A 14,387-nucleotide genomic window follows, 5' to 3' on the forward strand; every position below is an offset into this window, starting at 1 on the left:
CGACACACCGTATCGGACGGCCCAATCCTGATGCCTCATCAGCAGGCGCGCGGCGCGTGACGGCTCTTATCTCGGTCACAGAAGGCCGTTCGGGAAGTCCCTCCCGGGAGGCCCGATCCGCTCGACCGCTCGCGCGCCCCGGAGGCCCCCCATGCGCACCACTGTCCGTCTGTTCACCCGCACCGCGCTGACGGTCGCGGCGATCGGAGCTTTCGCCGTCCCCCCGGCGTACGCCGGAAACTCCGAGACGCTCGAGATCTACCCCTCCGAGGCCACGCCCGGCACCACCGTCACCGTCAACACCCTCGCCTGCGGCAAGCACGGCCGCGGGGTCGGGGACGCGAACTCGCTGGGCGCGGGCGAGTTCCACCTGAACCCGAGCACGCACAAGGAAGTCGTGGTCGGACAGTTCACCGTGCCGGAGCACGTCAAGCCCGGCACGTACGGCATCAGCGTGGCCTGCGACAACGGCAAGACGGCCCGGGGCGATCTGATCGTCAAGCACCGGCGTCCGAGCGGCCATGTCCAGACCGGCGTCGGGGGCAGCGTCGGCCCCGACACCGCCCAGGTCACGGCAGGTGCGGCGGTGCTGGCCGCGGCTGCCGTGGGCGGGGTCCTGCTCCTGCGCCGCCGGGCGAGCGGCGCGCAGGGGCACTAGGGCCTGCCTTTCGGGTCAGGCCGGATCAGGCCCCGCGAGCCCGGCATGATCCGGAAGGCAGGTCCTGAGACCACCCGCCTGTCCTGCCCCCGCCGCGCGCCCGCATACGGCCCGGCGGGGGCAGGGCCACATCCCCCAGCAGCAGGGAACGCGAACCGACCGAGGGGACACCGTGAGCAACAGGAGCAAGGGCTGGGGCATAGCCGTGGCCGCCTGCGTCGGCATCTGGCTCGTCCAGAACGGCTCGGAGCACGTCACTCCCCCCGTGCCCTCGGCCGCCCAGGCCTTCGCCGCCGGGCCGAGCGTGCACACCGACGCCGCCGCCGACCCGCTGCCGCCTTCGGCGCCGGTCCGGCTGCGCATCCCGGAGACCGACGTGGACACCCCGATGATGGGGCTCGGCCTGGCCGCGGACGGTTCGCTCGACGTACCGCCGGCCGGGAACCGGAACATGGCCGGCTGGTTCGAGGACGGCACGCCGCCCGGGGCCAAGGGCACGGCGATCGTCGCGGGCCACGTCGACAACGCCGAGGGGCCCGCCGTCTTCTACACGCTCGGCGCGCTGAAGAAGGGCCACCGGATCGAGGTCGACCGGCAGGACGGCAGGACCGCCGTGTTCACCGTCGACGCGGTCGAGGTGTACGAGAACAAGGACTTCCCGGACCGGAAGGTGTACGACGAGGCCGACCGGGCCGAGATCCGGGTGATCACCTGCGGCGGCGGCTTCTCGAAGAAGAACGGCTACCAGGGGAACGTGGTCGCCTTCGGCCACCTCATCGGCGTCAGGTAGCCGGTCACGCCCACTGGTCGAAGCCCAGCTTCGCGACCAGCGAGAAGACCACGACGAGCAGCACCCCGCGCACGAACTCGGTGCCCTTGCTCAGCGCCATCCTGGCCCCGAGCATCCCGCCCGCCAGATTGAATACGGCCATGACGGCCGCGAGCTGCCAGTACACGCTGCCCTGGTAGGCGAACATCGCGAGGGCACCGGCGTTGGTGCAGACGTTGACGATCTTGGCGGTGGCGGAGGCCGTCACCAGGTCGAGGTGGAGCACCGCGGTCAGGGCGAGGACGAGGAACGTGCCCGTGCCGGGCCCGAACAGGCCGTCGTAGAAGCCGATCCCGCCGCCCACCACGACGATCGCGGTGACGACCCTCGCCCGGGTCAGCGGCGCCCGGTCCGCCCCCTCAGGGCGTGCTCCGAAGGAGGGCCGCAGGATGACGAAGGCCGCCACCGCGACGAGCACCACCATGATCACGGGGCGTAGGACGGCGTCACTGATCCCGGCCGCGAAGAAGGCCCCGCCCATGGACCCGGCGAGGGCCGCGAGCCCGACCCGTACCGCCGTCCACACCTGGACCGGCGCCTTGCGGACGAAGGTGACGGCGGCCCCGGTGGTGCCCACGATCGCGACGGCCTTGTTGGTGCCGAGGGCGTACGTGTGCGGGACGTTCGGCAGCCCGAGCAGCAGGGCGGGCAGCAGGAGCAGTCCGCCGCCCCCGACCACGGCGTCGATCCAGCCCGCCACGAGCGCGGCGAGGCAGAGCAGGACAAGGGTCGTCAGGGTGATCTCGGGCATGGTCGTGAGCGTAGGGACGGGATGGATGGCCCGTCCATCGATCCCCTGATCGTTGAGCAATCTCTGAGGTTGCGGCCGGTCGGTCGCCCCACGCCCTCACAGCGGGCCGGGGCCGGGACGGAGATCAGCGTTCCGTACGGGAAACAGTCGGGATGCCGTCGGGTAACACCGGCCGCGCACGCTTCCCGGTATGAGTACACGGATCGTGGTGGTCGGGGGCGGAACGGCGGGCGCCCGGCTCGCCCAGCGCCTGCCCGTCACCCTCCTCGGCGAGGAGCCGCACGCCCCCTACAACAGGGTGCTGCTCGCCGACGTCCTCGCCGGGCGGTACGCCTCCGAGGTCATCGCCCTGCCCGGGACCCGCGAGCCGGCGCGGCTCGGGGTGCGGGCGGTGCGGATCGACCGGGCGGCGCGGACGGTGGAGTGCGCGGACGGCTCGGTCGTCGGCTACGACCGGCTGGTCCTGGCCACGGGCTCCAACCCGGTGCTGCCGCCGCTGCGCGGCCTGCGCGGGGCGGAGCCCCCGGAGGGCGTCCACGCCTTCCGTACCCTCGACGACTGCCTCGCGCTGCGCGACCGGGTCCGGCCCGGGACGCGGGCGGTGGTCATCGGCGGCGGGCTCCTCGGGGTCTCGGCGGCGCGGGCCCTCGCGGCCCTCGGCGCGGAGGTGGTGCTCACCCAGCAGGGCGAGCGCCTGATGGAGCGCCAGCTCGACGAGCACGCCTCCGGCCTGCTGCGCGAGCACGTGGAGTCCCTCGGGGTCGAGGTGCACACCGAGTGCCGGGTGAGCGGCCTGCGGCAGCGGGACGGGTCGGTGACGGCGGTCGAGCTGGCCGACGGCTTCGTGCTCGACGCCCAGGTCGTGGTCCTGGCCTGCGGGGTCCGCCCCAGGGTGGCCCTGGCCCGGGAGGCGGGGCTCGACGTCGGCACGGGGATCGTCGTCGACGACGAGCTGCGCACCTCGGACCCGTACATCCACGCGATCGGCGACTGCGCTGAGCACGCGGGCCGCGTGTACGGCCTCGCGGGCCCGGCCCTTGAACAGGCCGACGTCCTGGCGGACGTCCTCGCCCGCGTCGTCCCCGCGGCGGGCTACACCGGCACCCGCGCCCTCACCCGGCTCACGCTCGGCGGCGCCCGCCCTCTCGACCTCGCCGCTTTCGGCGACGCCACCCCCCGGCCGGGCGACGACGTCGTCCAGCTCACCGACGCCACGCGGAGCGCGTACCGCAAGGTCGTCGTCCGCGGGGACCGGCTCGTCGGGGGCGTCCTCCTCGGCGATCTGGCCGCGGTCGGCTCGCTCGCCCAGGCGTGGGAGGGCGACGAAGCCCTCCCCGACGCCCCCCTGCTCCACCTGCTCACCCACGACGGAGGCTCCTGACATGAGCGCTGACATGACCGCGCACACCCCGACGATCGTCCTGGTCGGCCACGGAATGGTCGGCCAGCGGTTCCTGGAGTCGCTCGCCGACCGTGGCGTCACCGAGCGGGCCAGGATCGTCGTCCTCTGCGAGGAGCCGCGTCCCGCCTACGACCGGGTGCAGCTGACCTCGTACTTCTCCGGCAAGACCCCCGACGACCTGTCGATGGTCGAGGCCGGTTTCATGGAGAAGCACGGCATCGAGCTGTACGTCGGGGACCCGGCGGAGTCGGTGGACCGGGAGGCCCGTACGGTCACCGCCCGCTCCGGGCAGGTCTTCGCGTACGACTCGCTCGTGCTCGCCACCGGCTCGTACCCGTTCGTCCCGCCGGTGCCCGGCAAGGACGCCCGCGGCTGCTTCGTCTACCGGACGATCGAGGACCTGCTCGCGATCGAGGAGTACGCGAAGACGGCGACGACCGGCGCGGTCGTCGGCGGCGGTCTGCTCGGCCTGGAGGCGGCGGGCGCTCTGAAGGGGCTCGGCCTCGACACCCACGTGGTGGAGTTCGCGCCGCGCCTCATGCCGGTGCAGGTCGACGAGGGCGGCGGCGCGGCGCTGCTCCGCACGATCGAGCGGATGGGTCTCACCGTCCACACCGGGACGGGCACGCAGGAGGTCGTGACGGCGGACGGCGCCGTGACGGGGATGAAGCTGTCGGACGGTTCGGAGGTCGCCACCGACATGGTGGTCTTCTCGGCCGGTGTCCGCCCCCGGGACCAGCTGGCCCGCGACTGCGGCCTCACCGTCGGGGAGCGCGGCGGCATCGCGGTCGACGAGCTGTGCCGTACGTCCGACCCGGCGGTCTTCGCGATCGGCGAGTGCGCGCTGGCCTCCGACGGCCGGGTGTACGGCCTGGTGGCGCCGGGCTACGAGATGGCGCAGACGGCGGCGGCGGTGATCGCCGACGCGACGGACGAGACGGTCAGCGGGTTCACGGGCGCCGACATGTCGACGAAGCTGAAGCTGCTCGGTGTGGACGTGGCCTCCTTCGGTGACGCGCACGGCACGGCCGAGGGCTGCCTCGACGTCGTCTACTCCGACTCCCGTTCGGGCGTCTACAAGAAGCTCGTGATCTCCGGCGAAGGGGTGCTGCTCGGAGGCGTCCTGGTCGGCGACGCCGAGCAGTACGGGCTGCTCCGGCCGCTCACCGGAACGGTGCCGCCGGTCTCCCCCGAGCAGCTGGTGCTTCCGGCGGGCGCGGGCGCGCCGGTGGCGCTCGGTCCCTCGTCGCTGCCGGACGACGCGGTGATCTGCTCCTGCCACAACGTGACGAAGCACGCGATCGGCCAGTGCGAGTCGCTCGCCGAGGTGAAGAAGTGCACCAAGGCCGGTACCGGTTGCGGCAGTTGCGTGAAGGTGATCGAGAAGCTGCTGCCGGCGCCCAAGGACAAGGGGCTCTGCGGCTGCTTCTCGTACACGCGCAGCGAGCTGTACGAGATCGCCCGCACCCTGCGGATCACCTCGTTCGCGGCGCTGCTCGACTCGCACGGGCGGGACGCGGCGAAGGGCGGGGAGGGCTGCGAGGTCTGCAAGCCGACCGTCGGCTCGATCCTCGCTTCGCTGAACAATGGCTACATCCTGGACGGCGAGCAGGCCTCGCTCCAGGACACCAACGACCACTTCCTCGCCAACATGCAGCGCAACGGCTCCTATTCGGTCGTGCCGCGCATTCCCGGCGGTGAGATCACCCCGGACAAGCTGATCGTGATCGGCGAGGTGGCCCGCGACTTCGGCCTCTACACGAAGATCACCGGCGGCCAGCGGATCGACCTCTTCGGCGCCCGGGTGGACCAGCTCCCGGCGATCTGGACCCGCCTGGTGGACGCGGGCTTCGAGTCCGGGCACGCGTACGGCAAGTCGCTGCGCACGGTGAAGTCCTGTGTGGGGCAGACCTGGTGCCGGTACGGCGTCCAGGACTCGGTGAAGATGGCGATCCAGCTGGAGCTGCGCTACCGGGGCCTGCGCGCCCCGCACAAACTGAAGTCGGCGGTCTCGGGCTGCGCCCGCGAGTGCGCGGAGGCGCAGTCGAAGGACTTCGGGATCATCGCGACGGCCAACGGCTGGAACCTGTACGTCGGCGGGAACGGCGGCGCGACCCCGCGCCACGCGGACCTGCTCGCGCAGGACCTGTCGGACGCCGAACTGGTGCGCCTGATCGACCGGTTCCTGATGTTCTACATCCGGACGGCGGACCGTCTTGAGCGGACGTCGACGTGGCTGGAGCGCCTGGAGGGCGGGCTCGACCACCTCAAGGACGTGGTGGTGCACGACTCGCTCGGGCTCTGCGACGAGCTGGAGGCGCTGATGGCGGCGCACGTCGACGACTACCAGGACGAGTGGGCGCAGACCCTGGACGACCCGGAGCGGCTGCGGCGCTTCGTGTCCTTCGTGAACGCGCCGGACGCGCCGGACCCCTCGGTCCGGTTCGTGCCGGAGCGCGACCAGATCAAGCCGGACCTCACGATCCTGACGCTCGGCAGGACGAACAGCACGCTGGAAGGGGCTTCCCGATGACGACGACTCTCAGCTCTCCCACCACGACGAAGACACTCGAGATCCGCTCCTCCGACGACTCCTGGGTGCCGGTCTGCGAGGAGTCCCGGCTGACGCCGGGGCGGGGCGTGGCGGCCCTGCTGCCGGACGGCCGGCAGGTGGCGGTCTTCCGCGGCCGGTCGGGGCGGGTGTACGCGATCGACAACCGTGACCCGTTCACGGGGGCCCAGGTGCTGTCCCGGGGGCTGGTCGGCTCGGTGGACGGGCGGCCGTTCGTGGCCTCGCCGCTCCTGAAGCAGCGCTTCGACCTGGAGACGGGGCGGTGCCTGGACGACGACGAGGTCGCGGTGGCGGTCTATCCCGTACGCGGCAAGTGACTTGACCGCTCGTTCCACATAGCCGTACGGTCTTCTCGTGGCCAGGACCAAGGAATTCGATCCCGACGCCGCGCTCGACGCAGCCCTCGGGCTGTTCTGGGCGCGGGGCTACGAGGCGACGACCCTGTCGGACCTCGTGGAGCACCTCGGCATCGGCCGGGCCAGTCTCTACGCGACCTTCGGGAACAAGCACGATCTGTACCTGAAGGCGATGGACCGCTACCTGGAGACCCGCGACCCGGAAATGGTCGAGGAGCTCTCGGCGCCGGGCCCGGCCCTGCCGGCCGTCCGCGGGCTCGTCCGCCGCTTCGCCGCCCAGGCGTCGGCGGACGAGGAACGCCTGAACGGCTGCTTCGTCACCAACGCGGCGGCGGAACTGGGGCCGCGCGACACCACCGTCGCCCGCCGGGTCGAGCTGAGCTGGGAGCTGATCGAGACGCTCCTGTACGCGGCGCTCACCCGGGCCCGCGCCGGGGGCGAACTCCCGGCCGACCGGGACCCGCGGGCGCTGTCCCGGATGCTGCTCGTCCTGATGCAGGGCATCCGGGTGGTCGGCAAGGTGTCGAGCGATCCGGCCCGGGTGCGGGACGCGACGGAACAGGCGCTGAGCCTGCTGGACTGAACGAACACTGCTCGACCGAGGAGCGGGCGCCCCCGTGGGCGCCCTTTTCTTCGGCCCTCATATTGGAACGTACGGTCAAATACGGCAGGCTCAGGGGGATGGATCCATGCAGGCGGCGCAGGCTCGCGAGCACGACGGAACGACCGGTCAGGAGCGGCCCGGCACTCCCGGCAGCCCTGCGACGCCCGACGGGAGGCCCCGCACCCGCGGCGGGTTCGTCCTCCTCGGCGGCGTGCAGATGACGCTCATCTTCACACTCGCCGCCCTCGCCGTCCCCCTCCCCCGCATCGGCGCCGAGTTCCGGCTCGACCGCGCCGACCTGATCCTGCTGAGCGCCGCCTACGGGCTGACCTTCGCCGGACTGCTCCTGCTCGGCGGCCGGCTCGCCGACCGGTTCGGCGGACGCCGGACCCTCACCGCCGGGCTCCTGCTCTTCGGCACCGCCTCCGCCCTCGCACCGCTCGCCCCCGGATACGAGGCGCTGCTCGCCGCCCGCTTCGCGCAGGGCGTCGGCGCGGCCCTCGTCGCCCCGGCCGCGATGGCCGTACTCCGGGCGCTGTTCCCGGCACCGGTCGCGTACGGCAGGGCGATGGCCACCTGGGGCGGGCTCTCCGTGCTCGGCGCGACCGCGGGGAACCTGCTCTCCGGGGTGATCGCTGCCGCCACCTCCTGGCGCGGCACCTTCGCCGTACCGGTCGCCGTGGCCCTCGCCGCGCTGCTCCTCGCGCCCCGGCTGCTGCCCCCGACCCCGCCGGGACCGCAGACCGGGCCGCAGCCCGCGACCCCGCCTCGACCGCAGCCCGCGCCCCCGCCCGGCACGGACCGGGCCCTGGACCTGCCCGGCGCGCTGCTCGCGACCGCCGGGATCACACTCGCCAGCTTCGGACTCGTCCTCACCGACGCCCATGCCTGGGGCTCGGCACCGGTCCTCGTCCCGCTGCTCACCGGCCTCGCGCTCCTCGCGGCCTTCGCGGCCGTGGAGCGGCGGACGGCCGACCCCCTCCTGCCGCCGGACTTCCTGCGCGACGGCCGCCGCGCCCTGGGCCTCGCGGCGATCGGGCTCACGGCGGCCGGAACGGCCACGGTCTTCGTGCTGCTGTCGCTCGCCCTCCAGGAGGGGCGAGGCTGGTCCCCGCTGCTCACCTCCGCCGCCTTCGTCCCCTTCGCGGTCGCGCTGCTCGGCTCGGGCCGGCTCGCGGGCCCGCTGATCGGGCGGTACGGCCCCGGGCGGGTGACCGGAGCCGGGCTCGGCACGGCCGCCGCCGGGCTCGGCCTGCTCGCCGCGACCGGCTTCGACGGCTCCGTCCCGTACGCGTACGGGCTGCTGCCCGGCCTCCTGCTGCTGCCGGCCGGTGGCGCGCTGTCCTTCGCGGGCGCCGCCGTGCTCGCCGTCGAGGGCGTCCCCGCGGACCGCGCGGGGCTCGCGGGCGGCGTCCTGAACACGGCGATGGAGCTCGGGCCGACCGTGCTCTTCGCCGCACTGCTCACCCTCGGCGGCGACGCGGTGTCGCTGGCGGCCGCGGCCGTCCTGTTCACCGTCCTCGCCGCCGTCACGCTCCGCGTCAAGTAAACGCATCCCCAAGGGAGTCTCATGATGTCCGCACGCTTCACCGACCGCTCCGTCCTCGTCACCGGCGGCGGCTCAGGTCTGGGCCGGGCCATCGCGCTCGCCTTCGCCGCCGAGGGCGCCAAGGTCGTCGTCGCAGGCCGTACCGCCGGGCCCCTCGAAGAGACGGTCGCCCTGATCGAGGCCGCCGGAGGCACCGCGGCCGCGGTCACGGCCGACGTGTCCGGCGCCGAGTCCACGCGGGAACTGGTCCGGCGCACGGTGGAGCTCTTCGGGGGTCTCGACGTCGCCGTGAACAACGCCGGCGTCTTCCGGGGCGGTCACAGCGCGGCCGACTTCCCGCTGGAGGACTGGCAGACGCTGCTCGACATCAACGTGACGGGGGTGCTGCACGCCCTGCAGGCCGAGGTGGCGCACATGCGGGCGCACGGCGGCGGGGCGATCGTGAACATCTCGTCCAACCTGGGCCCGCACGTCCGGATCCCCGGGGTCTTCGGCTACCAGGTGTCGAAGGCGGCCGTCTCGGCCCTGACCAGGGCCGCGGCCCTGGACCACATCGCCGACGGCGTCCGGATCAACGCGGTCAGCCCCGGTGCCTCGGAGTCCACGATGTCGCTGCTTCCCGGCGAGACCGAGGCGGAGCGGGCGGTCCGGATGAAGGAGGAGTCGCCGCTCGGCCGGATCTCGTCGGCGGACGAGATCGCGGCGGCCGTGCTCTATCTCGCCTCCGACGCGGCGGGCTCCGCCGTCGGCACCGACCTGGTGATCGACGGCGGGGTCTCCGCCTGACGTACGCCGGGGCCCGGGGCCAAGCCCTGGGTGGCGGGGCTCAGCCCTGGGTGGCCGCCGGGTCCATCCAGAAGACCTCCCAGTGGTGGCCGTCCAGGTCGGCGAAGGAGCGGCCGTACATGAAGCCCATGTCCATCGGCTCCTTCGCCGGGCTGCCGCCGGCGGCGAGGGCCGCGTCGGCCAGCTCGTCGGCCTTCGCGCGGCTCTCGGCGCTCAGGGTGATGAGCACCTCGGTGGCCTTGGTGGCGTCGGAGATGTCCTTGCCCGGGGCGGTGAAGCTCTTGAACTTCTCCTCGGTGAGCAGCATCGCGAAGATCGTGTCGCTGATGACCACACACGCGGCGGTCTCGTCGCTGAACTGCGGGTTGATGGAGTAGCCGAGCTTCTCGTAGAACGCCTTGCTGGCGTCGAGGTCCTTCACGGGCAGGTTCACGAAGATCATCTGCGGGGCCATGGTGTTCTCTCTCTTCCTTCGGTCCGGCCCGCTCGCTGCGTTCCGGCGCGTTCAAGAGGTGAGACGGGCATCCTGCTCGGAACTCATCGCTCTCCGGAAGATTCTTCGAAGATTTCTCCGCTCAGGCCACCGAGCGGAGCCGTAGTGCCGCCAAGGGGACGAATCCCCCGCTCCCGCCGGTCTCCGGCGTCGGCCCGGCGAGCCGCCGCAGCATGGCGAGGGCGATCCGCTCGCCCTGCGCCTTGGCCCGCTCGGCCCGCGGCCCCGCGTGGAGGCCGTCGACGGTCGCGCGCCAGAGCTGCACCCAGCGCCCGAAGTGGGCGGCGGTGAGGGCCCTGGCGGAGTGGAGGGCGGCGTGCGGGGCGAAGGCGTCGCGCCCGTATGCGGCGGTACGGAAGAGGGCACGCTCCCAGAAGTCGGTGATCCGCGGGAGGTGGAGCTCCAGGTCGGTGCCGGCGATCTCGGTGAAGAACGGCCCGATGAGCGGGTCGGCGAAGGCCGCGCCGTAGAAACGGCGCAGCAGGACGTCGAGGTCGTCGCGGTCGCGGATGTCCCTGGTGGCAGGCATGCCCCCCAGTGTCCCCGGAGGCCCCCGCACACCCAAGTGACGAAGGTCCTCCGGGGCGCCGCAGAGGCCTCAGACCGTCCAGCGGTGGACGGTGTCCGTCGTGGCGTCGTACGTGAGCCAGCTGCCGTCGCCGAGGGGGCGGACCGGGCCGTCGGTCGCGCCCCCGGGGTAGCGGACGCGTCCGCGCGTCTCCAGGGTGCGGGCCGCGAGGAGCCAGGTGGCCTGTTCCCCGGGGTCTGCGCCGTACCCGACGTCGCTGGTGGCCATGACGGTGTCGCCGTCGAGGAAACCGCAGGAGTGGTCCCACCGCAGCTCGTCGTTCTCCGCGAGGACCGTGCCGTCGAGGGCGTGCAGCTGGAGGTCGTTGCCGTTGTGCTCCAGGGTCAGGAATCCGGGGTGGTCCGGGTGGACGTCGTACAGGATGCGGTCGAGGCCGTCGTTCAGCTCGTGGTGGACGGTCAGCTCCCGCCCGTCCCGGCGTCCCCAGTACACGAGGACGCCGTCCTGTCCCATGCCGACGCAGAGGCCCATGTGCACGCCGTCGGGGTGGCTGAGGTGCCACGAGCCGGAGGCCACGCTGTCCGGCAGGGGAAGCCGGGCCAGCTCGCGGCCGTCCCGGGCGTCGAGGACGACCCAGCCCTCCTGGTAGTCGTCCGGGTCGTCGCCCGCCTCCAGGACGACATGGGCCCACACGTACCGTCCGTCGTCGGAGACCCGGCAGGAGCCGGACTCGCTCCCCGTGCAGACCTGTCGCTCGTCGCCGGTGTGCGGGTGGCCGACCAGCTGGTCCCAGCAGGCGTGCCCGTACGTCCACCGCGTAGCGCCGTCGGCGTCCACGGCGCGCACCGACCTCTGTCCGGAGAAGGCGGCGAAGGTGCCGTCCGGGGCCACCGAGTGGGCTCCCCCGCCCCAGCCTGGCCACGGCAGCGGGAAGACGGCGGCCGGCGCCCGGTCACCGGCGAACAGGGCCCCGAGGTCGTGGACCTCGAGTTCCGCTCCGTGCAGGAACAGGGCCCTGCCGCAACCGGCCCCACGGCGCTCGAAAGGCAGGCCACAGACCAGTTCGCGCGCTCCCGGGAGCGCGACCGAATCGAGCAGGCGTGCGTCGACGTTCATGGCGGGAACCTAGCGCCCCGCACCGACACCGGCGGCCCCGGTTCCGGCGCTTCTCGCCCCCGGCTCCCAAGCTCCCGGTGCCCGCCGCTTCCCCTTCACCGCTTGTTGATGCACAGTCAACTCCGTACTCCTAAGTTCCGGAAGCGCGCGACCCCGCCGCCGACCGGCCTGGCGGGGCGGTTCACCACCCTTCTCTGGAGTGAGACGTGGAGCGACGCAGTTTCCTGCGTGGAGCGGTCATCGGCACGTCGGCGGCGGCCTTCGGCGGCACCCTGATGCACGGCGCCGCCTACGCGGCCCCCGCCCAGCCGGGCGCGGGCCCGTACGGGGCGCTCGGCGCCGCGAACGCCAACGGCATCCAGCTGCCCGCCGGTTTCACCAGCCGGATCATCGCCCGGTCCGGCCAGACCGTGGCCGGCACCTCGTACACCTGGCACAACGCCCCCGACGGCGGCGCCTGTTTCGCCGACGGCACCGGCTGGATCTACGTCTCCAACTCGGAGATCTCCAGCACCGGCGGCGCGAGCGCGGTGAAGTTCAACTCCTCGGGCACCGTCACCTCGGCGTACCGCATCCTCTCCAACACCAACCGCAACTGCGCGGGCGGCGCCACCCCGTGGAACACCTGGCTGTCCTGCGAGGAGGTCGACACGGGCTACGTCTACGAGACCGACCCGTGGGGTGTGAACGCCGCCGTGCGCCGGCCCGCGATGGGCCGCTTCAACCACGAGGCGACGGCCGCCGACCCGGTCCGCCGGGTGATCTACCTGACCGAGGACAAGTCCGACGGCTGCCTCTACCGCTTCGTGCCGTCCACCTGGGGCAACCTCTCCGCCGGCACCCTCCAGGTGCTCGTGGCCGGGACCGCCACCTCCGGCTCGTTCACCTGGCAGAACGTGCCCGACGTGGACGGCTCCCCCACCGCCACCCGCTACCAGGTCTCGGCCGCCAAGAAGTTCAACGGCGGCGAGGGCTGCCACTACGCCAACGACACCGTCTGGTTCACCACCAAGGGCGACAACCGGCTGTGGCAGCTCAACCTGGCGAACAGCACCTACGAACTGGCCTACGACGACTCGCTGGTCTCCGGCGGCGGCGCCCCGCTCACGGGTGTCGACAACGTCACCGGCTCCTCCTCCGGTGACCTCTTCGTCGCCGAGGACGGCGGCAACATGGAGATCTGCGTCATCACCCCGGACGACGTCGTGGCGCCCTTCCTGCGGATCAACGGCCAGTCCTCCTCCGAGATCTGCGGCCCCGCCTTCTCCCCCGACGGCAAGCGGCTGTACTTCTCCAGCCAGCGGGGCACGAGCGGCAGCTCCTCCGGCGGCATCACCTACGAGGTGACCGGCCCGTTCCGCGCGTAGCTCCGCGCGTAGCACCCCGGTTCCACCGTCCGTTGGGCGCCGCCGAGCAGGGCGGCGCCCAACGGCGTCAGGGTGTGCAGGACCGCGTTGCCGTGGCGGAGGGTCGCGATGAGCCCGGCCTCGCGCAGCACGCCCGCGTGCTGGCTCGCCGAGGCGAGCGACACCCCGGCCCTGCGGGCCAGCTCGCTGGTCGTCCCGCCGTCGCCGATGGCGTGCAGGACGGCCGAGCGGGTCTGACCGACCAGCTTGGCGAGCGAGGAGCCGCCCGGCGCGCGGACGGTCGGCGCCTCGCCGTGGGTGACGGGGTAGACGAGGACGGGCGGCAGCGCGGGATCGCGCAGTACGACCGGGGTCCCCCGGCAGAAGTACGAGGGCTGGAGCAGCAGTCCACGCCCGTCGAGGTGGACGTCCCGGTCGACCGGGTAGTCGGCCTCCAGGACGGGCGCGCGCCAGCGCAGCATCGGCGGCAGCGAGGCGAGGAGTTCGTCGGCGCCGCCGTCCAGGAGGGCGCGCCCGCGCCGGGCGCGGTCGGCCTCGACCCGGGCCCTGATGTGCGGCCAGTACGGCTCGACGGCCGCCCGGTGGTAGCTCCGCAGGGCCCCCACGAGCCGGTCGAAGGGCTCCGCGCCGCCGTCGGCGAGGGCACGGAGCGAGTGGGGTACGGTCCGGGCCCCCGAGCGGTCCGCGGCGAGCAGCGACAGCTCGGCGCGCAGCCGCCCGGGGTCGGTGGCGCGGATCGCCTGGAGGCCCTCGTCGAGCCCCTGGACGCCCTCGGCCGGCGTCAGGAAGTCGGGAAAATAGCCGCGGCTCGGAACGAGCGCGGCGAGGAGCCGGGTCTCACCGCCGAGCCGCATCCGGGCTTCGGAGCGCCATTCTCCGAAGACGACGTGGCCGCGCCGGTCTCTTAAACGGTGAAAGCTCAGAATCGTTTCCCACAGAACATCCGGCCGGGCGGCCGTACGCACCCCCGCCAAGTCGTTTCCTGTGAAATGAATCCGCAGCATGAACGTCCCCACCTGTGCACTCGCAACCACCCCCGACGACGAGTATGCACAGCATCACTGCACGTTACCAGGGTGTTTCAGCCACAGTTGAAAAGCATCGCGGCGATCGGCCCGGAACCGAAAAGCTGTACGGGTCGGGCAGGAAACCTTCAGGACCGAGGTGACGTGGTGAAGACCGTGGGGGGCTTTGCCCGTCCGGCGGCGGTCGGCGAGGGTTGCGGCTCACCTGCCCGACATCGGTAAAGGGCGCGGCCTCCGGGTGGGGATCCGGGGGTCGCGCCCGCCCCGTTCTTTGCGGCGGGTAAACGGAAAAGTTCAACGGCCAATAATTCAATCGGCCGTAATTGAACACGAACTCACATCTGGCCGAC

At 72.6% G+C, this 14,387-nt stretch carries 14 protein-coding genes; 9 read left to right on the plus strand and 5 right to left on the minus strand.

The features are described from left to right. Positions 1-151 precede the first annotated feature (151 nt). Positions 152-658: a hypothetical protein gene (locus IO20_RS0106455; RefSeq protein WP_030217249.1), complete on the plus strand. Its 507-nt coding sequence runs from the start codon at positions 152-154 to the stop codon at positions 656-658. 172 nt (positions 659-830) lie between these two features. Then, positions 831-1,448 (plus strand): class F sortase, encoded by a 618-nt coding sequence (locus IO20_RS0106460; protein WP_030550315.1) that lies wholly within the window; start codon positions 831-833, stop codon positions 1,446-1,448. A gap of 4 nt (positions 1,449-1,452) precedes the next feature. On the opposite strand, the gene IO20_RS0106465 is transcribed toward IO20_RS0106460, so the two are convergent. Then, positions 1,453-2,238 carry a sulfite exporter TauE/SafE family protein gene (locus IO20_RS0106465; RefSeq protein WP_030550317.1) on the minus strand — a complete coding sequence of 262 codons (786 nt, stop codon included), beginning with the start codon at positions 2,236-2,238 and terminating at the stop codon, positions 1,453-1,455. Between the two features lie 190 nt (positions 2,239-2,428). Here IO20_RS0106465 and IO20_RS0106470 point away from each other — a divergent pair, with 190 nt between their 5' ends. The 6 genes from IO20_RS0106470 to IO20_RS0106495 all read left to right on the plus strand — a co-directional run bounded on the left by IO20_RS0106470 (position 2,429) and on the right by IO20_RS0106495 (position 9,507). Next, a complete protein-coding gene (locus tag IO20_RS0106470) occupies positions 2,429-3,619 on the plus strand; it encodes an NAD(P)/FAD-dependent oxidoreductase (RefSeq protein ID WP_030550319.1) in 1,191 nt (396 codons plus the stop codon). Position 3,620: 1 nt separating this feature from the next. Next, on the plus strand, positions 3,621-6,173 hold the full coding sequence (nirB, locus tag IO20_RS0106475) for a nitrite reductase large subunit NirB (protein WP_425423699.1): 2,553 nt from the start codon (positions 3,621-3,623) through the stop codon (positions 6,171-6,173). Then, the gene (gene nirD, locus IO20_RS0106480; RefSeq protein ID WP_030550323.1) at positions 6,170-6,529 is read left to right on the plus strand and encodes a nitrite reductase small subunit NirD; all 360 of its coding nucleotides are present in this window, start codon (positions 6,170-6,172) and stop codon (positions 6,527-6,529) included. The genes nirB and nirD overlap by 4 nt, the downstream gene beginning before the upstream one ends. Positions 6,530-6,566: 37 nt before the next feature. Beyond that, complete coding sequence (locus tag IO20_RS0106485; protein WP_030550325.1) at positions 6,567-7,151, plus strand: TetR/AcrR family transcriptional regulator; 585 nt, start codon at positions 6,567-6,569, stop codon at positions 7,149-7,151. Positions 7,152-7,257: 106 nt separating this feature from the next. Then, a complete protein-coding gene (locus IO20_RS0106490; protein WP_078946007.1) occupies positions 7,258-8,721 on the plus strand; it encodes an MFS transporter in 1,464 nt (487 codons plus the stop codon). Positions 8,722-8,745: 24 nt separating this feature from the next. Next, on the plus strand, positions 8,746-9,507 hold the full coding sequence (locus IO20_RS0106495; RefSeq protein WP_030550329.1) for an SDR family NAD(P)-dependent oxidoreductase: 762 nt from the start codon (positions 8,746-8,748) through the stop codon (positions 9,505-9,507). A 40-nt stretch (positions 9,508-9,547) separates the two neighbouring features. Here the strand turns inward: IO20_RS0106495 and IO20_RS0106500 are convergent, their stop codons facing one another. The 3 genes from IO20_RS0106500 to IO20_RS0106510 form a co-directional block, all read right to left on the minus strand. After that, positions 9,548-9,961 carry a VOC family protein gene (locus IO20_RS0106500; protein ID WP_030217285.1) on the minus strand — a complete coding sequence of 138 codons (414 nt, stop codon included), beginning with the start codon at positions 9,959-9,961 and terminating at the stop codon, positions 9,548-9,550. 121 nt (positions 9,962-10,082) lie between these two features. After that, positions 10,083-10,529: a group III truncated hemoglobin gene (locus tag IO20_RS0106505; RefSeq protein ID WP_030550331.1), complete on the minus strand. Its 447-nt coding sequence runs from the start codon at positions 10,527-10,529 to the stop codon at positions 10,083-10,085. Between the two features lie 69 nt (positions 10,530-10,598). Next, the gene (locus IO20_RS0106510; RefSeq protein ID WP_030550333.1) at positions 10,599-11,645 is read right to left on the minus strand and encodes a hypothetical protein; all 1,047 of its coding nucleotides are present in this window, start codon (positions 11,643-11,645) and stop codon (positions 10,599-10,601) included. A gap of 206 nt (positions 11,646-11,851) precedes the next feature. Between IO20_RS0106510 and IO20_RS0106515 the strand changes: the two genes are divergently transcribed. After that, on the plus strand, positions 11,852-13,012 hold the full coding sequence (locus IO20_RS0106515; RefSeq protein WP_030550334.1) for an alkaline phosphatase PhoX: 1,161 nt from the start codon (positions 11,852-11,854) through the stop codon (positions 13,010-13,012). Here IO20_RS0106515 and IO20_RS0106520 read toward each other — a convergent pair. After that, positions 12,982-14,016 (minus strand): ArsR/SmtB family transcription factor, encoded by a 1,035-nt coding sequence (locus tag IO20_RS0106520; protein WP_030550336.1) that lies wholly within the window; start codon positions 14,014-14,016, stop codon positions 12,982-12,984. The two genes, IO20_RS0106515 and IO20_RS0106520, sit on opposite strands and share 31 nt — an antisense overlap. Between the last annotated feature and the right edge of the window lie 371 nt (positions 14,017-14,387).

It is taken from the genome of Streptomyces exfoliatus, assembly GCF_000725545.1.
Classification (GTDB): Bacteria; Actinomycetota; Actinomycetes; order Streptomycetales; family Streptomycetaceae; genus Streptomyces; species Streptomyces exfoliatus.

Excerpts from the sequence above, each read along its gene's own strand:
- IO20_RS0106500 (WP_030217285.1), bottom strand. The coding sequence starts at position 9,961 with ATGGCCCCGCAGATGATCTTCGTGAACCTGCCCGTGAAGGACCTCGAC.
- nirB (WP_425423699.1), top strand. The coding sequence starts at position 3,621 with ATGAGCGCTGACATGACCGCGCACACCCCGACGATCGTCCTGGTCGGC.
- nirD (WP_030550323.1), top strand. The coding sequence starts at position 6,170 with ATGACGACGACTCTCAGCTCTCCCACCACGACGAAGACACTCGAGATC.
- IO20_RS0106495 (WP_030550329.1), top strand. The coding sequence starts at position 8,746 with ATGTCCGCACGCTTCACCGACCGCTCCGTCCTCGTCACCGGCGGCGGC.
- IO20_RS0106455 (WP_030217249.1), top strand. The coding sequence starts at position 152 with ATGCGCACCACTGTCCGTCTGTTCACCCGCACCGCGCTGACGGTCGCG.
- IO20_RS0106470 (WP_030550319.1), top strand. The coding sequence starts at position 2,429 with ATGAGTACACGGATCGTGGTGGTCGGGGGCGGAACGGCGGGCGCCCGG.
- IO20_RS0106520 (WP_030550336.1), bottom strand. The coding sequence starts at position 14,016 with ATGCTGCGGATTCATTTCACAGGAAACGACTTGGCGGGGGTGCGTACG.
- IO20_RS0106465 (WP_030550317.1), bottom strand. The coding sequence starts at position 2,238 with ATGCCCGAGATCACCCTGACGACCCTTGTCCTGCTCTGCCTCGCCGCG.
- IO20_RS0106505 (WP_030550331.1), bottom strand. The coding sequence starts at position 10,529 with ATGCCTGCCACCAGGGACATCCGCGACCGCGACGACCTCGACGTCCTG.
- IO20_RS0106490 (WP_078946007.1), top strand. The coding sequence starts at position 7,258 with ATGCAGGCGGCGCAGGCTCGCGAGCACGACGGAACGACCGGTCAGGAG.
- IO20_RS0106510 (WP_030550333.1), bottom strand. The coding sequence starts at position 11,645 with ATGAACGTCGACGCACGCCTGCTCGATTCGGTCGCGCTCCCGGGAGCG.